Annotated in this window: 25 protein-coding genes; 4 read left to right on the top strand and 21 right to left on the bottom strand. The window is 63.4% G+C overall.

Going from position 1 to position 21,912, the window contains the following annotated elements; all coding sequences use genetic code 11:
* Positions 1–27: 27 nt before the first annotated feature.
* The 8 genes from ACPS74_RS15525 to coxB all read right to left on the bottom strand — a co-directional run bounded on the left by ACPS74_RS15525 (position 28) and on the right by coxB (position 6,622).
* Positions 28–765, bottom strand: coding sequence for an SURF1 family protein (locus ACPS74_RS15525; protein ID WP_029652017.1), 738 nt, complete (start codon positions 763–765; stop codon positions 28–30).
* A complete protein-coding gene (locus ACPS74_RS15520; protein ID WP_018407500.1) occupies positions 762–1,139 on the bottom strand; it encodes a DUF983 domain-containing protein in 378 nt (125 codons plus the stop codon). Before ACPS74_RS15520 ends, ACPS74_RS15525 begins: the two co-directional genes overlap by 4 nt.
* A gap of 71 nt (positions 1,140–1,210) precedes the next feature.
* Positions 1,211–2,101: a cytochrome c oxidase subunit 3 gene (locus ACPS74_RS15515; RefSeq protein ID WP_029652016.1), complete on the bottom strand. Its 891-nt coding sequence runs from the start codon at positions 2,099–2,101 to the stop codon at positions 1,211–1,213.
* A gap of 76 nt (positions 2,102–2,177) precedes the next feature.
* Positions 2,178–2,774, bottom strand: coding sequence for a cytochrome c oxidase assembly protein (locus ACPS74_RS15510; protein WP_029652015.1), 597 nt, complete (start codon positions 2,772–2,774; stop codon positions 2,178–2,180).
* Positions 2,774–2,950 carry a hypothetical protein gene (locus ACPS74_RS15505; RefSeq protein WP_029652014.1) on the bottom strand — a complete coding sequence of 59 codons (177 nt, stop codon included), beginning with the start codon at positions 2,948–2,950 and terminating at the stop codon, positions 2,774–2,776. Before ACPS74_RS15505 ends, ACPS74_RS15510 begins: the two co-directional genes overlap by 1 nt.
* Before the next feature lie 45 nt (positions 2,951–2,995).
* Complete coding sequence (locus ACPS74_RS15500; RefSeq protein ID WP_029652013.1) at positions 2,996–3,928, bottom strand: heme o synthase; 933 nt, start codon at positions 3,926–3,928, stop codon at positions 2,996–2,998.
* A gap of 113 nt (positions 3,929–4,041) precedes the next feature.
* Positions 4,042–5,703 carry a cytochrome c oxidase subunit I gene (gene ctaD / locus ACPS74_RS15495; protein ID WP_036242400.1) on the bottom strand — a complete coding sequence of 554 codons (1,662 nt, stop codon included), beginning with the start codon at positions 5,701–5,703 and terminating at the stop codon, positions 4,042–4,044.
* 55 nt (positions 5,704–5,758) lie between these two features.
* Entirely contained in the window at positions 5,759–6,622 is an 864-nt protein-coding gene (gene coxB, locus ACPS74_RS15490; RefSeq protein WP_029652011.1) for a cytochrome c oxidase subunit II, read from the bottom strand.
* A 326-nt stretch (positions 6,623–6,948) separates the two neighbouring features.
* Between coxB and ACPS74_RS15485 the strand changes: the two genes are divergently transcribed.
* On the top strand, positions 6,949–7,485 hold the full coding sequence (locus ACPS74_RS15485) for an invasion associated locus B family protein (RefSeq protein ID WP_029652010.1): 537 nt from the start codon (positions 6,949–6,951) through the stop codon (positions 7,483–7,485).
* A complete protein-coding gene (locus ACPS74_RS15480) occupies positions 7,463–8,110 on the top strand; it encodes a hypothetical protein (protein WP_239754843.1) in 648 nt (215 codons plus the stop codon). The genes ACPS74_RS15485 and ACPS74_RS15480 overlap by 23 nt, the downstream gene beginning before the upstream one ends.
* A 77-nt stretch (positions 8,111–8,187) precedes the next feature.
* Here the strand turns inward: ACPS74_RS15480 and ACPS74_RS15475 are convergent, their stop codons facing one another.
* The 5 genes from ACPS74_RS15475 to ACPS74_RS15455 all read right to left on the bottom strand — a co-directional run bounded on the left by ACPS74_RS15475 (position 8,188) and on the right by ACPS74_RS15455 (position 10,893).
* Positions 8,188–8,667, bottom strand: coding sequence for an ATP F0F1 synthase subunit B (locus ACPS74_RS15475; protein WP_029652008.1), 480 nt, complete (start codon positions 8,665–8,667; stop codon positions 8,188–8,190).
* An 11-nt stretch (positions 8,668–8,678) separates the two neighbouring features.
* Complete coding sequence (locus ACPS74_RS15470) at positions 8,679–9,248, bottom strand: ATPase (protein ID WP_036242395.1); 570 nt, start codon at positions 9,246–9,248, stop codon at positions 8,679–8,681.
* 89 nt (positions 9,249–9,337) lie between these two features.
* Positions 9,338–9,559 (bottom strand): F0F1 ATP synthase subunit C, encoded by a 222-nt coding sequence (locus tag ACPS74_RS15465; protein WP_014892520.1) that lies wholly within the window; start codon positions 9,557–9,559, stop codon positions 9,338–9,340.
* 45 nt (positions 9,560–9,604) lie between these two features.
* Complete coding sequence (locus ACPS74_RS15460) at positions 9,605–10,372, bottom strand: F0F1 ATP synthase subunit A (RefSeq protein WP_018407488.1); 768 nt, start codon at positions 10,370–10,372, stop codon at positions 9,605–9,607.
* A gap of 173 nt (positions 10,373–10,545) precedes the next feature.
* Positions 10,546–10,893, bottom strand: coding sequence for an AtpZ/AtpI family protein (locus tag ACPS74_RS15455; RefSeq protein ID WP_026222820.1), 348 nt, complete (start codon positions 10,891–10,893; stop codon positions 10,546–10,548).
* Between the two features lie 309 nt (positions 10,894–11,202).
* Here ACPS74_RS15455 and ACPS74_RS15450 point away from each other — a divergent pair, with 309 nt between their 5' ends.
* Positions 11,203–11,802 (top strand): CPBP family intramembrane glutamic endopeptidase, encoded by a 600-nt coding sequence (locus tag ACPS74_RS15450; protein ID WP_029652007.1) that lies wholly within the window; start codon positions 11,203–11,205, stop codon positions 11,800–11,802.
* Here the strand turns inward: ACPS74_RS15450 and ACPS74_RS15445 are convergent.
* The 5 genes from ACPS74_RS15445 to smc form a co-directional block, all read right to left on the bottom strand.
* Positions 11,757–12,443 (bottom strand): ceramidase domain-containing protein, encoded by a 687-nt coding sequence (locus ACPS74_RS15445; RefSeq protein WP_029652006.1) that lies wholly within the window; start codon positions 12,441–12,443, stop codon positions 11,757–11,759. The two genes, ACPS74_RS15450 and ACPS74_RS15445, sit on opposite strands and share 46 nt — an antisense overlap.
* A gap of 57 nt (positions 12,444–12,500) precedes the next feature.
* Positions 12,501–12,926, bottom strand: coding sequence for a PIN domain-containing protein (locus ACPS74_RS15440; RefSeq protein WP_239754852.1), 426 nt, complete (start codon positions 12,924–12,926; stop codon positions 12,501–12,503).
* 14 nt (positions 12,927–12,940) lie between these two features.
* On the bottom strand, positions 12,941–13,183 hold the full coding sequence (locus ACPS74_RS15435) for a type II toxin-antitoxin system Phd/YefM family antitoxin (protein WP_029652004.1): 243 nt from the start codon (positions 13,181–13,183) through the stop codon (positions 12,941–12,943).
* Between the two features lie 104 nt (positions 13,184–13,287).
* The gene (locus ACPS74_RS15430) at positions 13,288–14,328 is read right to left on the bottom strand and encodes an AI-2E family transporter (protein WP_036242385.1); all 1,041 of its coding nucleotides are present in this window, start codon (positions 14,326–14,328) and stop codon (positions 13,288–13,290) included.
* Between the two features lie 257 nt (positions 14,329–14,585).
* Positions 14,586–18,041 carry a chromosome segregation protein SMC gene (smc, locus tag ACPS74_RS15425; protein WP_425622383.1) on the bottom strand — a complete coding sequence of 1,152 codons (3,456 nt, stop codon included), beginning with the start codon at positions 18,039–18,041 and terminating at the stop codon, positions 14,586–14,588.
* A 478-nt stretch (positions 18,042–18,519) separates the two neighbouring features.
* Between smc and ACPS74_RS15420 the strand changes: the two genes are divergently transcribed.
* Positions 18,520–19,116, top strand: coding sequence for a gamma-glutamylcyclotransferase (locus ACPS74_RS15420; protein WP_029648920.1), 597 nt, complete (start codon positions 18,520–18,522; stop codon positions 19,114–19,116).
* 121 nt (positions 19,117–19,237) lie between these two features.
* Here ACPS74_RS15420 and ACPS74_RS15415 read toward each other — a convergent pair whose 3' ends face one another.
* The 3 genes from ACPS74_RS15415 to ACPS74_RS15405 all read right to left on the bottom strand — a co-directional run bounded on the left by ACPS74_RS15415 (position 19,238) and on the right by ACPS74_RS15405 (position 21,879).
* A complete protein-coding gene (locus tag ACPS74_RS15415; protein WP_239754853.1) occupies positions 19,238–19,672 on the bottom strand; it encodes a hypothetical protein in 435 nt (144 codons plus the stop codon).
* A gap of 279 nt (positions 19,673–19,951) precedes the next feature.
* The gene (locus ACPS74_RS15410) at positions 19,952–20,884 is read right to left on the bottom strand and encodes a glycine--tRNA ligase subunit alpha (RefSeq protein WP_029648918.1); all 933 of its coding nucleotides are present in this window, start codon (positions 20,882–20,884) and stop codon (positions 19,952–19,954) included.
* A gap of 32 nt (positions 20,885–20,916) precedes the next feature.
* Positions 20,917–21,879 carry a hypothetical protein gene (locus ACPS74_RS15405; RefSeq protein WP_157055209.1) on the bottom strand — a complete coding sequence of 321 codons (963 nt, stop codon included), beginning with the start codon at positions 21,877–21,879 and terminating at the stop codon, positions 20,917–20,919.
* Between the last annotated feature and the right edge of the window lie 33 nt (positions 21,880–21,912).

Raw genomic sequence — 21,912 nt, 5'->3', positions numbered from 1 at the left:
TTCGACAGCGCTGCAAGCCCGAGGTGGCTAGATGCGCTCATGTGCAAGAACGCCGCGTGCGTAGATCCCAAAAACGACGAGCAGCGCGAGCGACAGACTGAACCAGGTCACGGCGTAGGAGAAATGATTATTGACGATCGTTGGGACGCCCCCCGCCGGGCGCGGCCAATCCGGCCCCGCCGCAGGAACCGCGTCGAGGACGAGCGCGAAGGGCGCGGCGTCGGCTAAGCCGAGAGCGCCGGCGATCGCCAGCGGATCGCGAGCGTAAAAGACGCCCTTTTCGGGTTGGTCAGCGGGCGTGAAAGGGTTGCGGCGCTCCGGCGCGCGCAGCAGTCCGACGAGCGTCACTTCGCCCGGAGGGGCGGCGCGCACGGCGGCGTCGCCGGCTTTTGAGGCGGGGAGGAATCCCCGATCGACAAGCACGAGGCCGCCGCCCATCAGCGCGAAAGGCGTGATCAGCCAATAGCCCGGCTCTCGGCTCGCGCCCTCCGGCGGCGCGGCGAAGACGAGCGCGTCGCGGCCGCCGATAAAACGACCCGCCGCGCGCACATGCATGAAGTCGTAATCTTCAGCGCGAAGGCTCGCCCATCGGTCAGGTGGCGGAATCGGCTGCGGCGACTGCGTGGAGCGCTGTTCGACGCGCGCGATCAGCGCCTCTTTTTCGCCGAGCCGCCGCACCTGCCAAAACCCCAGACTGACCAGCAGCGCAAAGAGCAGCGTCGTCGCAACCGCCGGCCCCAGAAGCGCGCGGACGGCGGCGTTCACGACTGATGACGGCTTTCTTCAGCCTTGTTGAAATATTGCAGGGCGATCAGCAGGCCCTTCATCGGCCGCAGCAGCCCGACGCAAAGAATGGCCGACAGGGGCACAAGAATCGCGGCATGCACCCAATAGGACGGCTGATATGTCACCTCGACGTACCACAGCACCGCGATCGCGACGAAGCCGACGACGGTCATGACCATGATCGCCGGACCATCGCCCGCGTCGGCAAAGGAGAAATCGAGCCCGCAAACCTCGCATGTCGGCGCAACGGTCAGCAGGCCGCGGATCATGTGGCCCTTGCCGCAGCGCGGACATCTGCCGAGGATTCCGTCGACATAGAGCGAAACGGGCGGATAGACGTGCTCTTGTGACATGTTGGTCCTCCAACGAAAACGGTCACGGGCGCGCCCGTGACCGTCCAATGTTCAGACTGGCGTCGGCGCGCCTATTCCATTGTCCCGCCCCAGTTCCCCCACACGTAAATGCAGGCGAACAGAAACAGCCAGACGACGTCGACGAAGTGCCAGTACCAGGCGGCGAATTCGAAGCCCAAATGCTGGTCCGGCGTGAAGGCGCCCCTGAAGACGCGCAGCAGGCACACGATGAGGAAGATCGTGCCGACGATCACGTGGAAACCGTGGAAGCCGGTCGCCATGAAGAAGGTCGAGCCGTAATTCGTCGCCGCCGGCTTCGCCGGGTCGAAGGCGAAGGCGAAGGGCGCGTGGAGATATTCATAGGCCTGGATCGTCGTGAAGAGCAGACCGAGCGCGATCGTCGCGATCAAGCCCTTCTTCAAGACGCCGCGGTTGTTTTCCAGGAGGCCGTGATGGGCCCAGGTCAGAGTCGCGCCGGAGCTGAGCAGAATGAGCGTATTGAGGAGCGGCAGCTTCCAGGGGCTCAGCACTTCCATGCCCTTGGGCGGCCAGACGCCCTGGAACAATTCGGTGCGCATGACCTGCACCGCATCGGCTGGGAAGAGCGCCGAATTGAAGAACGCCCAGAACCAGGCGACGAAGAACATCACCTCCGAGAAGATGAACAGGATCATGCCGTAGCGATGATGCAGCCGCACGACCGGCGAGTGAAATCCGCCGACGCTCGCTTCGTGAATGATGTCGCTCCACCAAGCGTACATCACGAGGAGAATGCCGCCCATGCCGACAAAGAACATGGTGCCGCCGAAGGTCATGCCGCCGATCGGCGCGCCTTTGTGCTGCGCCATCCACATGACCGCGCCGATCGCCGTGATGAGCGCGGCGAACGCGCCCACAATCGGCCACGGACTCGGATCGACCAGATGATAGTCGTGTTCGGGTTTCGCGTGTCCGTCCGCCATCTTGCTCTTCCTTGTCATCGGCCGGCGGTACCGGCCAGTCCCCTAGTTTGCCGCGCGGTCAAGTCGCGCGGCGCCGTCAACCCTTCGGCTTTGCGATCGCCGTCTCGCTGGTCTTCGCCGCAGTGGAATCCTTGATGGCGAAGAACGTGTAGGAAAGCGTGATCTCGCGAACGCCGCGCATGCCTTCTTCACGCTCAAGAGCGGGATCGAGATAGAAAACCACCGGCCATTCCTCGGCCTCGTGCGGTCCGAGCCGCTTCTCCTCGAAGCAGAAGCAGGCGACCTTGACGAAGAAGGCGCCGGCCTGGCCGGGCGTGACATTGTAGGCCGCCTGGCCGCTGGTCTCGCGATCAGAAAGATTGGCGACCTTGTAATAGACGGTTTTCGTCTCGCCGGTGCGCAAGGAGATCTTGGCGACCTCGGGCTCGAAGCGCCACGGAAGATCGCGGACGACGTTGGCGTCGAAGCGCACGGTGAGCACGCGCTCGCCCGGAGACGGCGCGCCGGCGAGATCGGTCCTCGGCGTGCCTCCAAAGCCGGTCGCCGCGCAAAAGGCGCGGTAAAGCGGAGCCGAAGCGAAAGACAGGCCGAGCATCGCCGCCGTGCCCACGACCAGCGCCGCCGCGATCATCTGCGGGCGTTTGCGTGAACGAGGCGCCGGCGCGTTCATCATCAGATCGTCCGGTTGACGACGGCCGCGCCAAACTTCACCAGCGTGACGGCGTAGAACAGCACGGCGAGAAGCGCGATCGTCACGCCGATCGCGATATTGCGCGTCCGACGGCTACGCGCCTGCTCTTCGGTCAACACGACCCCTGGCCGGTCGAATAGACTGGCACGCTCTTTCATCTTGTCTCCTGCATCGATCATTTCGCTCACCATTCGCTTAGCCGCCTAGATCAGCGCGAAAATATGCGCGGTCTGCTCGACGACGAGGACCAGGAACAGCAGGAATAGATAGAGGATGGAGAACAAAAACATCCGGCGGGCGGCCAGACGCGCCGCATCGCCTTCGCGCCGCCTGAAGACCATCGCCGCGCCAGCGACGAGCGCGATCCCGCAGCCTATTGAGACGAGGCCGTAGGCGAGCGAGGCGAAACCCAGCAGCCATGGCGCAACGCCAAGCGGCGCGAGCGCCAGCGCGTAGATGAGGATTTCGAGACGCGTGCGGTCTTCGCCGTGGACATTGGGCAGCATCGGCACGCCGGCGCGGGCGTAGTCCTCGCTTCTCAGCAAGGCGAGCGACCAGAAGTGCGGCGGCGTCCACATGAAGATGATCGCGAAAAGCACGACGCTCGCAAGATTGATCTCGCCTGTCGCGGCGGCATAGCCGACCATCGGCGGAAGCGCGCCGGCGGCCCCGCCGATGACGATGTTCATCGGCGTCCAGCGCTTGAGCAGCATCGTATAGATCACGACATAGAAGAAGATGGTGAAGGCGAGCAGCGCGGCGGCGAACCAGTTCGCGACATAGCCGAGCGTAAAGACCGACAGCGTCGCCAGCACGAGACCAAAGCCAAGCGCCGCCTCGGGATCGAGCCGGCCGGCCGGGATCGGGCGCTTGCGCGTGCGCGTCATGAGCGCGTCGACGTCGGCGTCGTACCACATGTTGAGCGCGCCCGAGGCGCCGGCGCCGACGGCGATCGCCAGGAGCGAAGCAAAGCCGATCAGCGGATGCGGCGGCGTCGGCGCGAGCAACAGGCCGGCGAGCGCGGTGAACACCACAAGCGACATCACGCGCGGCTTGAGAAGCGCGAAATAGTCCGACGGCGACGCGACCGAGATGCGCGGAGCCTGTTCGTCATGCAGATAGGATGCGTCGCTCATGGCGTTTCACTCAAAACCTTGGCCGCCGAGGCGGGCGCTGTGAGCCACGTCATGCTCGCCGGCGCCGGCTTGCAGCGACGGCGCGAGTTCGCTCGCGCCGTCGCGTCGTTTCGTTACCGCGTCGTCCCGGTGATGCGCGGCAGAACCTGGAACTGATGGAACGGCGGCGGCGAAGACAGAGTCCATTCCAGCGTCGTTGCGCCCACGCCCCAAGGATTGGCGCCGGCCAGCCGCTTCTTCATGAAGGCGTCAATGATCGCGTAGAACCAGACGATCAGCGAGAGCGTGACGAAGATCATGCCGGAGGACGACACCAGGTTCCAAAGCGCGTAAGCGTCCGGATAGTCGATGTAGCGGCGCGGCATCCCGCCCAGTCCGAGGAAGTGCTGGGGGAAGAAGACGACATTGACGCCGATGAACAGCAGCCAGAAGTTCGCCTTGGCCAGAGTCTCCGAATACATGTAGCCGGTCATTTTGGGGAACCAGTAATAGAACCCCGCATAGAGCGCGAAGACCGCGCCGAGCGACAGCGTGTAATGGAAGTGCGCGACGACATAGTAGCCCTCGTGGAACTGCTTGTCGGCGCTGGCGTTGGCGAGCACGACGCCGGTGATGCCGCCCATCGTGAACACGAAGATGAAGCCGATCGCCCAGACCATCGGCGCGCGGAACGAGATCGACCCGCCCCACATCGTCGCGATCCAGGAGAAGATCTTGATGCCGGTCGGCACCGCGATCACCATGGTCGCCAGCGTGAAGTAGCGCTGCGCATTGAGCGACATGCCGACCGTATACATGTGGTGCGCCCACACGATGCTGCCGAGCACGCCGATGCTGACCATCGCATAGGCCATGCCGAGATAGCCGAACACCGGCTTTTTCGAGAAGGTGGACACGATCTGGCTGATGATGCCGAAGCCGGGAAGAATGACGATGTAGACTTCCGGATGGCCGAAGAACCACAGCAGATGCTGGAACAGCAGCGGATCGCCGCCGCCCGCCGGATCATAGAACATCGTGCCGAAGTTACGGTCGGTGAGCAGCATCGTCACGCAGCCCGCAAGCACCGGAAGCACGAGCAGCAGCAGGAAGGCGGTCACGAGCATCGACCATACGAACAGCGGCATCTTGTGCAGCGTCATGCCGGGCGCGCGCATGTTGAAGATCGTCGTGATGAAGTTGATCGCGCCAAGGATCGACGAAGCGCCGGCAAGATGCAGCGCCAGGATCACGAAATCCATCGCCGGGCCGGGCGAGCCGGTGTTCGACGACAGCGGCGGATAGAAGGTCCAGCCGCCGCCAAAGCCCTTCATGCCCGGCGCGCCCTCGACAAACATCGAAATGACGGCGAGCACGAGCGAAGCGAAGAGCAGCCAGAATGAAATGTTGTTGAGGCGCGGGAACGCCATGTCCGGCGCGCCGATCATGATCGGCACGAACCAGTTGCCGAAGCCGCCGATGAGGATCGGCATGGCCATGAAGAAGATCATGAGCACGCCATGGACCGTGATGAACACGTTGTAGAGGTTCTTGCCCGCATCCAGCGCCATCGACGGATCGGCGCCCTGGAGCGCTTCCGCAAGACCCGGAAAAATCTGCACGCCGGGATACGCCAGCTCGAGCCGCATGCCGAGCGACAGCAGGAAGCCGATGACGCCGCCAATCGAACCGAGGATGATGTAGAGCGTGCCGATGTCTTTGTGGTTGGTGGAGAAGAGGAAGCGGCGCAAACCCCTCGGATGATCATGCGCCCCGGCCATCGTCGAACTCGCCATCGTCATGTTCCTTAGAAAACTAGTGTGTTCCGTTGCGTCTCGTTTCAGCGGCTATTCAGTGGCTCTCGGCGGCGACCCGCACCCGCGAGTCGGCGCTGGCGAACTTCTGCTTCGCCTGGGCAAGCCACTCATTGTATTTCTCGCGGCTGACCGCGCGGATCACGATCGGCATATAGGCGTGATCCTTGCCGCAGATGAAGAAGCACTGGCCGTAGTAGACGCCTTCCTTCTCGATCTTGAACCATGTCTGATTCAAACGACCGGGGATCGCGTCCATGCGAACGCCGAATGACGGAACGCCGAAAGCGTGGATGACGTCGTTCGACGTGATGTGCACGGCGATGACCTCATTGACCGGCACAACCGCCTCATTGTCGACGGACAGCAGACGAAGATCGCCGGGCTGGAGTTCGGATTCGGGCTTCAGCATCTGATCGAAGCCAAAGCCGCCGCCCTGATCCTCCGGATACTTATAGGACCAATACCACTGGTTGCCGGTCACTTTGATCGTGACGGACGCCTCTGGCACCTCAACCTGCTCCGCCAGCAGTCGCAGCGACGGAACGGAGATGAACAGAAGGATCAGAACCGGAATCAAGGTCCAGATGATTTCGAGCGGCGTATTGTGCGTCAGCTTCGAGGGAATGGGGTTCTTCTGCTCGTTGAAGCGATAGCTCACATAGACCAGCAAGCCCAAAACGAAGAGCGCGATGAACGAAATGATCGGCATCAGCACCATGTTGTAGAATTGCTGAGTGCCCAGGCCGACCGGCGTCACCATGTTCGGCAGGCCGAGGCCGCCCGGGGTGGGCTGCCCTTCAACTTGTGCGAGGGCGAAGCCGGCGAACAAAGTCGCGGGAATCGCCACGGCGGCCGCCAATGCGCCACGTGTGAGCATTCGTCGATTGACGTTAAACATTAAAGCCGCCTTTCGAACCCTTCGCCAGACAGTCATTGTTCTTTTTGTGATTTCCGCGCGCAGCCCGCCCAAAGCCCGCCCCGCTCGGTAGTCGGCCGGTTCAATCACAAACCGTCGGTCCGCGCAATTGTTGCAACGCCAGATTCGACAGACAAATCGTCGCGTCAAAGCGTTTGCCAAACAATGCGGCGCGAACGCCGACGACCTTGACAGTTGAAGTCCATTTGATAGGCAACGACCTGTCGCGCTGGACGGCCCGCGTCGACCGGCCACTTTCCCTGCGTTACGAAATTGAACGGCCACGGCGCCGTCAGCCAGGAGCCATCATGAAGCCCTTGCGCGCTGCGAGAACGCGTCGCCTGTTGCGACATCAGGTCGCGGCGGCGGCCTCATTGCTATTGCTCGGACTCAGCGCCAACGCGAGCCACGCGCAAGGCGGCCCCGCCAAGGCCAAATTCGGCGATTGGGAAATGCGCTGCGAAAAGCCCGCAGGCGCGGCGGCTGAACAATGCGCATTGATTCAGAGCGTGGTCGCCGAGGATAAGAGCAACGTCAACCTCATCGTCATCGTCTTGAAGACAAGCGACGGGAAGAGCCGTCTGCTGCGCGTGATCGCGCCGCTCGGCGTGCTCCTGCCCAACGGGCTCGGCTTGAAAATAGACCAAACCGACGTCGGCCGCGCCGGCTTCGTCAAATGTCTGCCGACGGGCTGCGTCGCCGAGGTGATGATGGACGACAAGCTCATCGATCAGCTGAAGAGCGGCAAGACCGCGACCTTCATCATTCACCAGGTTCCGGAAGAAGGCATAGGACTGCCGCTGACTCTGCAGGGATTCAAGGATGGATTCGCAAAGCTGCCGTAACGAATGCATGAAGCGCCCGGTGGGCAAGCTCTCCAGAAGTGCGCAGAGCCGCCTGGCCATTGCTGTTTCAGCGTCCATCGCGCTTACGCCTGTGGCGGCGGCTTTCGAACTGCCGCGGCTTCGCGTGCCCAGCATCTTCGGCGGCGGCGAACAAAAAGAGGGGCAGCCCGCGCCGCCCGGCGCCACGCCTGATTGTCCCGAAGTCTTCGTCGAAAGCGGCGCGGCCATGCTGCGCTCGCCGCCGGACGCCGATAGCGCCAATGTGCGCTATCAGCTTTCGCTGGGCGAGACGGCGCGCGAATGCGTGGTCGACGGCGATCGTCTGACGATCAGAGTGGGCCTCGAAGGCTCCGCCGTGCTCGGTGCGCTCGGTCAGCCCGGCGCCTTTGGCGCCAATCTGCGGGTGGCGATTCGCCGTCTGAAAGACGATACGCTCGTCGCCTCGAAGACCTATCGCGTCAGCGCCTCAATCCCAAAAGGCGGCACGCGGGGCGAATTTCAAGTCGTCGCCGATCCGTTCACGGTGCCGCTCATGAGCCCCCGCGCCCAGGACGATTACGAAATTCTGGTCGGCTTTCAGGGCGCAGAAAAGCCCGCAGTCGAGAAAAAGCGCAAGGGCGGCTAGAGCAGGTTCCGAAAAAGTTGATCGACTTTTTCGATAAGAACCTGCTCAAGCATTTTGATTGTGAGCCGCCCGGCTCATCAGTGCGCGAGCGACTTCAATTCCTTGATGCCGTCGCCGACGAAATCCTTGCCGGCGCCCGCGCCGGCGGCGAGCGCGCGCTCGGCGATCTTAACCGCGGCGTCGGCGGCGGCGGCGCGCACTTCGGCCGAGGCCTGCGCCTCCGCCTGAGCGATCTTCTGTTCGACCTGCTTGACGCTGCGGTCCATGAATTCGCCGAGGCGACGACGCCCCTCGGCGGCGATCAATTCCGCCTCTTCCTTCGCCTGCGCGACGATGGCCTTGGCTTCGGCTTCCGCTTCCGCCCGCTTCTGTTCGAAGGACGCGAGGAGCGCCTCCGCTTCGTTGCGCAGGCGTTCGGCTTCGGCGAGTTCGCCCTTGATGCGGTTAATGCGCGCATCAATGAAGGCGGCGAACTTCGAATGCGCGCCGACCCAAATCATCACGAGAAGGAAGATCGTGAAGCCGACGGCGACGTAGAATTCCGCGTCGAAATGCATTGAGCCTCTCCTCAGTTCGACGATGTCGCGTGCTTGGCGAGCGCGGCTTGGTCGATTCTGGCTCCGGTGAGCTTCTCGACGATGGAGGCGGCGGCGTCGACGGCGATCTGCTCGACATTGGCCAGCGCCTGAGTCTTTGCGCTCGCGATGCGCTCGTCGGCGGCGCGGATCTTCTCCGCGGCCTGCGATTCGGCGAGTTCGCGCTGCTTTGCGGTCTCAGCGGCGATCTTGTGCTGCGCCTCGCGGCCGATGCCTTGCGCCTCGTCGCGGCGGCGACGAAGATTTTCGTCATTCGCCGCGGCGGCGGCCTGCGCCTTCGACTGCATCTCGCGCGCAGCGCCGAGATCTGAAGCGATCTTGGCGCCCCGGTTCTCGATGATGCCGCCGACGCGCGGAAGTGCGATGCGCGACATCAGCACGTAGAGCAATCCGAAAATGACGACGAGCCAGAAGATCTGCGGCGCGAAATTTTCGGTCTGGAAGGGCGGAAACGCGCCCTCATGATGCGCTTCGCCGGCGCCGACGGTCTCGTGCGTCGTCTGCTCGCCCTCGGCGGCGAAAGCGGAAGAGATGATCGCCATGGACATGATCCAAGTCTCGGACAAAGGCCGCGCGGCGGCCGCGCGGCGCATGAGAAAGCGCGCCCGGCCGCAAGGCCGGACGCGAAACGTCACTGCTTCAGGAAGAGCAGGATTGCGATCAGAAAGGCGAAGATGCCCAGGCCTTCGGCAAGCGCCGCGCCGATGATGGCGTTGGTGAACTGGGAAGCGGCCGCCGACGGGTTGCGCAGCGCGCCGTTGACGAAATTGCCGAAAATGATGCCGACGCCGATCGCCGCAGCGCCGGTGCCGATCGCCGCCAGTCCGGCGCCGACGAGTTGCATTTCTGACATATCTTACTCCTGCTGAATGGGGCGACGTTTATTGTTCGATTTTTATCAGTGGCCCGGGTGAATTGCGTCGTTCAGATAGACGCATGTGAGAACGCTGAAGACGAACGCCTGCAGACAAGCGACGAGCAGCTCGAGCGCATAGAGCGCGACGATCGCCAGGATCGGCACGGGCGCGAGCGCCGCCCAGGCGCCGGCTCCGAGCAGCATCACCACGAAACCGCCGAACACGGCGAGGGTGATGTGGCCGGCGAGGATATTGGCGAAGAGACGGACGGAAAGCGACACCGGCCGCGACAGGAAGGAGATGATCTCGATCGGCACCAGCACGACGAGCACCGGCAGCGGCACGCCATGCGGCACGAAAAGATTGAGGAAGCCGAAGCCGTGGCGATAGAGGCCGTAAACGACAACGAGCGAGATCACCACGATCGCGAAGGCGAAGGTGACGACGATCTGGCTCGTCACCGAATAGGTGTAGGGCACAAGCCCGATCAGATTGGCGATGAGAATGAAGGCGAAGAGCGTGAAGACGAAGGGAAAGAACTTCATCCCTTCCGTCCCGGCGGTCTGACGCACCATGCCGGCGACGAATTCATAGAGCATCTCTGCCATGGCCTGCACGCGGCCCGGCACGATCGCCTTCTTGGAGGTCGCAAGAATCATCAGCGCGACGACGCCAAGCGCGGCGAGCAACATGAACAGCGAGGCGTTGGTGAAGGACGTCTCGACGCCGTTGATCTCGAAGGGCCACAGTCGATGCAGTTCGAACTGCTCGATGGGATTGGACTTTGCGGCTGCTTCTTCCGGATTCATCGCTTTTTCCGGGCGTCGCCGCCCGGCCCCGCTTGGCGCAAGGACGCGCCTTCGTGTTCCCTAGAGCGCCTCCCGATCACAACATGTGATCGATAGGAATCGCTCAAAATCAAAACGTTGGAGCAGGTTCCCATCGAAAAAGCCTGTCGCCTTTTCGGAACCTGCTCTACTCCTCACTCCTCGCCCGGCGCTTTCGGCTTCGCCACGCGATAGACATTCCAAAATCCCGCCGCGACGCCCAGTCCGAGCATGACGATCAAGAGCCATGGCGTCGTGCCAAGCCACTGATCCGCCTGCCAGCCGATAACGGCGCTGACCAACACCGCCCCGACGAATTCGGAGAACGCGTTGAGGCCGACGCGCATGGCGCGCGTGAAGCCTTTGCGCTCCGTCCGCGGCGCCGCTTCGGCGGCGGCCTGCTCTTCATCGACCTTGCGCAAGGCCGCGTTGAGCTTTTGAAGCCGCGCGTTGAGCGCCGCGCGCTCCGCGTCTTCCGCGTCGTCGTCGTTTTCGTCGCTCATCGGCGTTTTCGCCTCGCAGATTGCGCCATGGCAAAAATTGAACGATGGCGCGACGCCGCGCGACGGAAAAGTCGAACCGTTCGGGAGACGGCGCGAAATTCTCGGCTTGCGGCCAATCCTTTCGAGCCGCGCGCAACATATTTCCGGTCTTTCATTTAGTCAAGGCGAGGCTCGTCAAGATAACTCATTGAAACAAAAGCCGGTTTATCGGAGCAGACCCATCTGCTCTCCATCAAGGCGCCGCGGCGCGGCAATTTGCCGGAGCTCGGGCGCACGGAACTGTGACAGAGGGAAGTCTGTTACGCTTTTATGACGCTTCCCTTGCGATCCCTGGCGCCGCTGATCGGCTTCCTGCTCTTGCTGCTCGCGCCGAGCCTCGCGATCGCGGGCGGCGCGCTGTCATTCCAAATCCGCTTCGAAGCGCTGCTCGTCGTCTCCTTGCTTTGCATCGCGGCCTGCGTGCTCGGCGGATATTCCTTCGCTGAACTCGGTCTGGGCGCGCCAAGAGGCGGTCGCGCCTGGCTGATCTGCGGCGCGCTGACTTGCCTTCTTCTGGCGGGAATCGTCATCGAGGCGCAGTTCCTGACTCATTCAAATCCCGAGCCGAACTGGATCGCCTTCGCGCCCTTCTACTTGCTGGTGTCGAGCCCCTGCCAGGAGATCGTCTGCCGCTCGATCCCCAAGCTGATCGCCGATCGGCTGCAGATGAGCGGACGCAACTACGTGCTGTTTTCCTCGGCGGTTTTTTCGCTGATGCACGGCGCCTATGGCGATCCCGTCCTGCTCGCCAACACCTTTCTCGCCGGAGTTGCGTGGAGCACGGCCTATCTTTTCACGCGCAACGTCTGGCCGCTGACCGCCTCTCACGCCGCGGTCGGCTCTTTCGCATTTTGGATCGGGCTCGCCTGATCGCCCCGCGGTCCGGCGATGATCGCCGCGCGCAGCAGCAGCCACAACACGCAGGCGTTCAGCATATGCCACAGGACATGCGCGCCGAGCGGAATGGCGGGACAGATCGCGCGGTCGATCGTTCGAAAGACCAGCGAGATCGCGAAAAGCAGCGCGGCGGCGGCAAGCGCGCGCCCCGTCTCGCGCCTTGATGTCCAAAGCAGCGCGGCGAAGATCGCCAGCGCCGCGAGCGCCGGCAGATAGCCGACCGAACCGTTCAGCGCGTCGACTGTCGTTGCGAAAGACGAGCCGGCGGCGAAGCCGAGCGTGATCGCCGTCGCCCAAACGATCGACAGACGAAAGTAGCGGCGAAGCGCCAGCAGGAAATAGCCATAGATGAAGAGCGCGATCGGAACGACGTCGAGCAGCATGGCGCCGCGCGTCGCCACCGTATGGAAGACGAAACTCCCGACGCCGACCGACGCGGTGACGATGATGAGCGCGAGCGCAGGATAATCGGCGCCGCCCCGCCGTCGCCAAAGAAGAAAAGCGCTGGCGGCCGCGATCACGAAAGCGAAATTGCTCAGCGCATTCGCCGGCTCCGCCCAGAAGGCCGAACTCTGCCTTTCGCAATAATCCATTACCGGTGCGCGCCAATCCATGAACGGTTCTTTGCAATCCAATTGCTACGGCAGGACGACGGCGTTCGTCGCAGGACGCTACGGCAGCCTCTCAAGCGGATCCACGAAGTCGGCTCCCAGCGCGGCAAAATGTCTGCCGATACGGGTCAGCACCAGCGCCGAATGCGCTTTCGCCGTCGCGGCGATCAAGACATCGGCAAGCCCAGGGTGTGCGCCGGCTGCGATTGCAGCGTCGGACATAGCGCCGGCGAGACGCGCGACGACCGCGTCGACGACCAGAACGCGATCGCCGAAATCACACAGAATCGCATTCAACCATTCCGTAAGTCGGTCAGCCCGCGCCGACCCTCCCGCTCGGACAAGCTTCTTTATTCCCTGCTCAATTTCGAGAACTGTGACCGCGGAAAGAAACAGCTGGTCTTGCCGGCTGTCGATCCACTTCACAAGGTCGGAGTTCAGTCGCGGCCGCTCAGGCGCAAGCAATGAAATGACGGAGGTATCCAACAGATAATTTAAGGTCACAGGTCAACGTCGCGCGGCGGCGAGGCGTTGCGCTCGAATTCGACGCCGCCGGGAAAGGACAATAGGAGATCGGCGAAACTGCGCGTTTTCTGCGGATAAAGTTTTCGCGCCGCTTCCATGGGCGTGAGAACCGCCACGGCGACGCCGTGCCGCGTAATCGTCGTTGGCCGACCCTGCGCCGCGTCTTCGATAAGCGCGGAGAGAAGCGCTTTCGCATCTCTGAGTTTTACTGTTTTCATTCATGCAGCCTCGTGACTACATGTGGTTACATACGAGTTTCATTGGCGTCCGTCAACGCGCAGGCGGCGCTTTTCAATTTGATCGCCGCTCCGCGAGATTGAACTCATCCACCGCCAAGCAGACTCTTCCGATCCGCCTTCTCTCCTGGCAGAGGCGTCGACTCGCCGAGCGTGTCGCGCACATAGAGCTTGATCACCGCGACATAGATGACGACCGTCAGCGGCGCGGCGAAAATCGTGGCGCCCAATCCGAACAGCGTGCCGAACAGCGCGATCGAAATCAGCATGAGCGCCGGCGGCACGCGCACCAATTGCCGCTGGATGAGCGGCATGATCATGTTGCCGTCGAGCTGATGAATGGCAAGGTAAGCGAGGATTGTCCAAAGCATCGTGTAGGGTCCGATCGTGGCCGCGACCGCCACTGAAGGAAAGATCGCCAGAATCGGCCCGATATAGGGAATGAATTCCGAGAGCCCCGATATGGCGCCAAGCGCGAAGGGCGACGGCAGGCCGATGAGCCAGACCGCCACGCCGGCCATGACGCCCATCGTGACCATTTCAATCATCTGACCGAGCAGCCAGCGGCGCAGCGCGGTGGAGACGTGACCGAGCGTTTCGCGCGCTCTGTTGCGCCAGCGCGGCGCAAACAGCAGCGTGAAGCCTTCGCTGTAGAGCGCCGGCTCGCTCGCGATGAAGACGCCGGCGAAAAAAGCGACGAGCCCGCCAAGAACGGCCTCGATGCTGATGGTGAATGAACGTCCAATCAGATCCGACAGCGAAAAATCTTCGCTCAACGATTTCGGCAGATAGTCGGCGAGTCCCGATCGGGTGATTTCGAGCGAGATGGCGTCCGCCGTCTGCTCGGCGCGGCGCAGCACGTCGTGAAACTCGCCAGCCATCGTACGTCCGAAGAGATAGAAGGTTCCGCCGATGATCGAGGCGATCAGCAGGCCCGAAAGCGTGAGCGCCACGCCGCGCGGCAGGCGGAGCTTGAGAAACGGCGTCGCGACGAGATGGATGAGCGTCGCGACGAGCACCGCGCCTGTCGCAAGCACGATGACATTGAAGAGCAGCCAAATGAGAAACGGCGCGAGCGCGATGGCGACGAAAATCGCCGAACGCAGAACGAATTCGCTTCTGGTCATGTCAGCTTCGCCCGGTCATACGATTTTCGTTCGAGCCGCTCGCAGGTCATTCCCGACGCGCGTCTTGCGCGCGATCGGGAATCCAGAGGCAAAACCAGCATTCCTGGATCGGCTCTGGATTCCCGGTCAGGCCTGCCGGGAATGACGGCGTTGCGAACAAGATCAACCGAAATTGGGCATCACGCGTTCGCGCCCAAGCAGAGGCCAAGCGCGTCCTCGTCTGCGACATTTAGGGCGCTTAGAACGATCTCGATCCATCAACTCGCCAGCGCGAATTTCTCCGCCTGCTCGAGATCGACGGAGACGAGCTGCGAGATGCCGCGCTCGGCTTGCGTCACGCCGAACAGCCGGTCCATGCGCGCCATGGTGATCGGATTATGGGTGATGGTGACGAAGCGCGTGTCGGTCTTCTTGCGCATCTCTTCCAAAAGATCGCAGAAGCGCTCGACATTGCTGTCGTCGAGCGGCGCGTCGACCTCGTCGAGCACGCAGATCGGCGACGGATTGGTCAGGAACACCGCGAAAATGAGCGACATGGCGGTCAGCGCCTGCTCGCCGCCCGACAGCAGCGTCATCGTCGTCGGCTTCTTGCCGGGTGGGCGCGCGAGAATGTCGAGGCCGGCCTCAAGCGGATCGTCGCTTTCGACAAGCTGCAATTCCGCCGCGCCGCCGTCGAAAAGCAGCGTGAACAGCTCCTTGAAGTGCGCGTTGACCTTGTCGAAGGCGGCGAGCATGCGCTCGCGCCCCTCTTTGTTGAGACTGGCGATCGCGGCGCGCAATTTCTTGATGGCTTCCGAAAGATCGTCGCGCTCGGCGATCATCTTTTCGCGTTGCGCCTCGACCTCGGTGAGTTCGTCCTCGGCGCGCAGATTGACGGCGCCGAGCCGTTCGCGGTCGGCGCGTAAATTCTCCAGCCGCCGTTCGATGTCGGCGATCTCCGGCAGATCGTCGCCGTCTTTGACCTCGGCGAGTTGCGCGAGCGCTTGCGGCGTCGATTCGAGATCATGCGCGATGGCGCGCTCGACGTCGGCGACGCGCTGGCGCGCGGCCTCCAGCTGCGCCTCGCTGCGCGCCATCTCTTCGCGCGCGGCGCTCATCGCCTCGAGGGCGGCGCGGGCGGCGCGGTCGGTTTCCGCGAGACGCGTTTCGGCGCTGGCGCGCGCGTCGGACGCATCGCGGCGGGCGGCCTCGGCCTCTTCGAGCGCATTCATCAGCGCGCGGCGCTGGCCGATGAAAGCGTCGGGCGCGTCGCCTAGGCGCGCGTTTTCCTCTTGCGCCGTCGCCAGCCGCTCTTCCAATTCGCCGATTCGGTCCTGCGCGCGATCGCGGCGCTCCGCCCATGACGAAGTTTCTCGCGCGATCGCCGACAGCCGCGACGCGCGGGCGGCTCTTTCGTGGCGCAGAGAGGCGACCGCAGCACGCGCCTCGCCGGCCTGGGCGCGCTCGGCCATGGCGCGGCCGCGCAAATTCTCCAAAGCGCCGGCGAGAAAGGCCGGCTCCTCAAGCTGGTCGAGCGCCTGCGTCACGCTTGCGCGCTTCTGCGCGGCCTCGTCGCGATTGGCGAGCGTCCGCGCCTTGGCTTCCTGCAGCGCCGACAGGCGCTGGGCGATTTGCGCCTGACGACGCTCCGCCGTTGAATGGCGTTCGCGCGCTTCCTCCAGGCGGACGCGGGCCCGCCGATGCGCGTCGCGCGCCTCCGCTTCTGCCTGGGCGGCCGCTCGTGCGGCCTCGCGCGCGGCGTTCAGCGCCTCGGTCAGCGAATCGGCCGCGGCGCGCGCGGCGGCGGCTTCGACGCGCAGATCGGCAAGCCGGTTCTTCTCGGCGAGGCGGCGCGCGGCGGCGGTCGGCGCCTCGGCGGCCTGAGTGAAGCCGTCCCAGCGCCACAGATCGCCTTCTTTGGAGACGAGCCGCTGACCGGGCTTCAAGAGTTTGCGCAGGCTCTCGCCCTCGGTGCGCAGCACGACGCCGATCTGCGCGAGGCGACGGCGCAGCGCCGGCGGCGCGTCGACAAGCGCGGCGAGCGCGCGCACGCCATTGGGCAGGGCTGGATCGCCCTCCCCGGACGTCACCGACCAATGCGCCGGCGCCGAATCGTCAGCCGAGGCGTCAAGATCGTCGCCGAGCGCGGCGCCCAGCGCGGTCTCATAGCCTTTTTCGACGGTCATGCTCTCGACGACCGGCGCCCAGAGGCCGCCGGAGCCGGTTTGCAGCAGATGTTCGAGCGTGCGGATCTCGGTCTCGAGCCGCTGCGCGCGCAGCGCCGCCGGCTCCAGCGGCGTGCGAGCGGCGGTCTCGGCGTCGCGCGCCCGCCGCGTGGCGGCCTCGGTCTCCTGCGTCGCTTCTTCGGCGGCGCGCGCGTCCTGCGCCGCTTGTTCGAACGCCTGCGCGAGACGCTCGACCTCGTCGGCGCCGCCGCCCTGCCCGGCGATGAGGGCAAATTCCGTCTCGATGCGGGTGAGTTCCGCCTCGAAGCGCGCGACCCGCTGATTTTCGTCGCGCAGTCCCGCCTCGAGCGCCGCCCGCTTGGCGTTGACGCCGGCGAGTTGCTCCTGCGCGCTCGACAGCTCGGCCTCGGTCGCCGCCAGCGCCGCTTCGATGTCGATCAGCCGCGCTTGCGCCTCGGTCTCGCGGCCGGCGTCGTGGGCGTCGCCGCCTTGCAGCTCGGCGCGTTCTTCTTCAAGCCGCTGCGCGACCTCAGCCGCATCCTGGATCAGCGCGCGTTCGCGCTCGAGATCGCGGCCGAACTGTTCGATATGGTGCTGAAGCTCGGCGATTCGCTGCTTGGCGCGCTGCTCGTCGGCCTCGAGCGCCTGACGCGCGACGACGAGCCGATGCAGCGCCGCGCCGGCCTCCGCCTCCTTGTCGCGCAGCGGCGGCAGCTCATGCGCGGCGACCGCCTGAAACTTCGCCGCCTCCGCCTGCTCCAGCGTGCGTTCCTGAACGCTGCGCCGGCCGGCGTCGAGCTTTTCCGCGGCGCCCTGCAGCTGCTGTGCGGCGAGCTGATAGGCGAGAAGCGCCGCCAGCGCCTCATTCTTGCGGATCTGCGCCGCGAGCCCACGGTATTTTGTGGCCTGGCGCGCCTGCCGCTTCAAGCTGTCGGCCTGGCTGTCGACCTGCTTCAACACGTCTTCGAGGCGGGTGAGATTTTCCGACGCCGCGTTCAGACGCAGCTCGGCCTCGTGCCGGCGCGAATGCAGCCCGGCGACGCCGGCGGCGTCTTCGAGGATGCGGCGGCGCGCCTGCGGCTTCGCCGAAATGATCTCCCCGATCTGGCCCTGGCGCACGAGCGAAGGCGAGCGCGCGCCGGTGGCGGCGTCGGCGAAGAGAAGCTGCACGTCGCGGGCGCGCACCTCGCGGCCGTTGATTCGGTAAGTGGAGCCCTGCTCGCGCTCGATTCGCCGCGTGACCTCGATCGCGTCGGCGTCGTTGAAGGCCGCCGGCGCGGTGCGCGATGAATTGTCGAGAACCAGCCCGACTTCGGCGAGATTGCGCGCCGGGCGCGAACCGCCGCCCGAGAAAATCACGTCGTCCATGCCGGACGCGCGCATGTTTTTATAGGAGTTTTCGCCCATCACCCAGCGCAGGGCTTCGACGAGATTCGACTTGCCGCAGCCATTGGGGCCGACGACGCCGGTCAAGCCCGGCTCGATGAGGAAATCGGTCGGCTCGCAGAAGCTCTTGAAGCCCAGAAGGCGCAGGCGCTCGAATTTCATTGCCTAAAGACCGCCACAAACTGCAGGGGAAAGCAAGAAAACCGACGCGATATGTTGTGGGTAGGCTCTACCGAAGGGCGCTCCGGAAGGGGCGCGCGTCGCATTTCGCCGCCGAATCACGATTTTCATTGCATCGCAGGATTGCGGCGGAAAAAATAGGTGAGACTCGGTCTTAGGATCGCTGGGACAATGGGTTTCCTCGTCCTTCGAGACGCCTGCACCGATCTCGGGTTTACCCGAGATCGGCATTTGAAGCCCAAGTCGGGCAAGCCCGACTTGGGAGCAGGCTCCTCAGGATGAGGAAACCCATTGTTCGTAGGAAACTGCTGCCTCAGGAAGGTGAAAGCTGCGCTCCCCTTGACCTCATCCTGAGGAGGCTCCGAAGGAGCCGTCTCGAAGGACGAGGTCAAAGGAGCGACGTTCGACCGAACGCTGCGGCTTGGCCGCATACGTAATCGCGAGGCTTAAAAGGCGTAGAATGGGTTCAGCCAGTCCGCGGGACGAAGATTTCTGGGTGTTCGGCTACGGGTCGCTGATGTGGCGGCCGGGCTTCGACTTCATCGACAGCGCGCTCGCCTGGGTGCATGGCTATCACCGCGCGCTGTGCATCTTCTCGCATGTCCACCGCGGCACGCCGCAGCGGCCGGGGCTGGTGCTGGGGCTCGATCGCGGCGGCTCCTGCCAGGGCGTCGCCTTCAAAATCGCGGCGCGCGACCGCGACAAAACGATTCGCTATCTGCGCGAACGCGAACTCGTCACCTCGGTCTATCTGGAGAAAACGCTCGGCGTGCGATTCGCCGACGGCGGCTGCGCCAAGGCCCTCGCCTATGTCGTCGACCGCACGCATATCCAATATGCCGGGCGGCTGCCGGAAGACGAGATGATTCGCCTGATCGCCGAGGGCGTCGGCCTCAATGGCGACAATCCCGCCTATGTGCGCAACACCTACGAACATCTGCTGCGGCTCGACATCCATGACGCCGAACTCGCCGGGGTCGTCCGCCGGCTCGATCACGAGTCCTGCAGGACCGGGCCGGAGACCGGCGGCGCCGGCGATGAGCCGACGCCGCTTTGACGCGACGCCATACGCAACGCTTTTGCACAACGCTTTTGCGCAACGACGCAACGCTTGCGCGCACAGACTTGCGCGCACGAAACTCGCGACGCAACGCTTACGCTACAGACGGTCCGCCTGATCAGTTGAGCAGCGACGCGGAAAGATCGCGCAGCGACGCGGCGTCGGCGCAAAAATGCACATGCCATTCGGCGACGCCGAGCTCCCGCGCGATCTCGCGCAGCCCGCGGCGGTCGCCGTAGCTGCGTTCCTGCGCGAGAAAGACGCAGACCGGCCGCGTCGCCGCGCCCTCCCGCGCGACGCCGATGACCACGCCATTCGTCACGTCGGCGACGAAAGACTCCTCGCCCGACTGAAACACCGAGCACACATAGCGGCGGCCGGAAGCGCCGCGCCAGGAAAAGAATCGGCTGCGCAGCGAATCCGTCTCGGCGAGCGATTGAAGCGCCTGGCCGCGCGGCGCGGAATCCTCAAGCGTTTGCCCCAAGACGCTGCTAGAGGCGCTGCGAGAGACGCTGCGAGCGATGCTGAAAGACGGATAACGGGGCTGATACATGGCACGATCCGCTAATCGAGGACTAACACGGAACATGACTAGAACGAAACGAGCACATCGTCAAGGAGCGCGCGCCCATCCATGTCTCTTGGGTTCCTGGCAAAAGACAGGACAGGCGCGCACGCGCCGCTACTCGCCAACGGCGCAAGACGGTTGCCCGTCTCACGCACTGTTATGCATGGCTTCGATCTTGGAAGATGTGCGCCAACGCGCATGACAAACGCATTTACCTCTTACGAGGTGGGCGTCGATTGAGGCTTTCGCAATAGCGCCGGAGCCCTATCCGTTCGCGCCGCCGCCCGCCGTCCGCAGCCAGGCCGCGCCGCAGGCTTTCGCGAGTTCGCGCACGCGCAGAATATAGCTCTGGCGCTCGGTCACCGAGATCACACCGCGCGCGTCCAGAAGATTGAAGGCGTGGCTCGCCTTGATGCATTGGTCATAGGCCGGCAGCGCCATGAGATGCATCTCGTCGCCCGAGCCCGCGCCAAAATGTAAGAGGCGCTCGCATTCGGATTCGGCGTCCTTGAAATCTTCGAAAAGTTTTCCCGTGTCGGCGGCTTCAAAATTGTGACGCGAATATTCCTGCTCGGCCTGCAGAAAGACGTCGGCGTAGGTGACTTTCTCATGGCCGTCGCGGCCGTTGAAATTCAGCTCCATGATGCTGTCGACGCCCTGCAGATAGCAGGCGAGACGCTCCAAGCCATAGGTGAGTTCGCCGGCGACCGGCGCGCATTCGAAGCCCGCCACCTGCTGGAAGTAAGTGAACTGCGAGACCTCCATGCCGTCGCACCAGCATTCCCAGCCTAGCCCCCAGGCGCCGAGCGTCGGGCTTTCCCAATCATCCTCGACGAAGCGGATGTCATGGAGCTTCGGGTCGACGCCAATCGCAGAAAGCGAAGCGAGATAGAGCTCCTGCAGATCGGGGGGCGAGGGTTTGAGGATCACCTGGAACTGATAATAATGCTGCAGGCGATTGGGGTTCTCGCCATAGCGCCCGTCCTTGGGACGCCGGCAGGGCTGCGCATAGGCGGCGCGCCACGGCTTTGGCCCGAGCGCGCGCAGCGTCGTCGCGGGATGAAAGGTGCCCGCGCCCATCTCCATGTCATAGGGCTGCAGAATGACGCAGCCCTGCGCCGCCCAGAAATTCTGCAGGGTGAGGATGAGCCCCTGGAAGGAGCGGATGGGGGAGAGATGGGGGGAAACGGGGGGCATGGGAGTGGGCTCGAAAAGTTAAGCGCTTAGGCCTAAGCGCGACGAACTATCGGGTCAATAGGAGCCGACCCTAACCTCTCGAACCATACTGCGTCCCAGAGCGTTTCAAAGTTTTCTAAGAACCAAGCGGCGCAATCTTCTGGATTGGGTTCGATAATCCGCATCGTGGGTTCTGCATCCGCCCCCGCAGCAAGAGCTGCCGATACCATGGCACTAATTTCTCCCATGTCGCCCGCACACAACAGCTCGCTCTGATCCCACCATCGCCAACCGCCTGCGTGCGCACCATGTTCATTCCGAATGAAACAGACGTAATTGGCTAACTCACTCTGGTCTGAGGATAGACCAAGTTCCTGGCAAACCCAGTGACGGCTTTTTGAATGGTCGAGCCCTTTTCTGCGCACCAAGAAGCTGCCTAGCAGTTCAACCACGCAGTCAAAGGCAACTGTCGCCTCTATATAATACTCCTTTCGCCTCAAATCCTCAGCGCGTAGGAAATGGAAGATAGCTTGATGAATGAAAGGGTCGAGCGTGTTTCGCGCCAGCCAATCAGACTTCATAACCCTTATTTTCTCCGTGGCTGGCCCCCAAGCGGCTTTTGCGCTCTCTAACGCGCGACTGAGGGCTTCATCCCTTGAAGGAGCGGGCTCGATAACACCGTAGCGTTGCGAAATTAGGCTCGAAGCAAAAGGATGAAGGATGCGCCCATCCATCTCCCATACCGCCATCAGCACCTTGGTGACATCAGAACGATGGATGTATTGCCGCGCGTAGTGCATGAACAAAGAAAGAATTTCGTGAACTTCTTCGCTTTTTAGAACGCTTCGCCAGCCAAAGCCCCACCCCGGAACAATGGTAGCAACCGCCAAGCAATTTGAGCATGGCGCTGCTCGAAGGCGATTGGCGGACATCGAAACCGAAAGACCTTCGCTGTTGTCCAGAGCAACGGCTAAGGCCTCTATCCATTCGGACCGACGTTGCAGATCAGTCAGCATGGCTCTAACGCCACTCAGCAGTTTTCGTCTGAC

It is taken from the genome of Methylocystis sp. SB2 (genome assembly GCF_049817085.1).
Taxonomy (GTDB): domain Bacteria; phylum Pseudomonadota; class Alphaproteobacteria; order Rhizobiales; family Beijerinckiaceae; genus Methylocystis; species Methylocystis rosea.
Note: the sequence above shows the minus strand (reverse complement) of the source record. Positions and strands in the feature narration are given on the sequence as shown.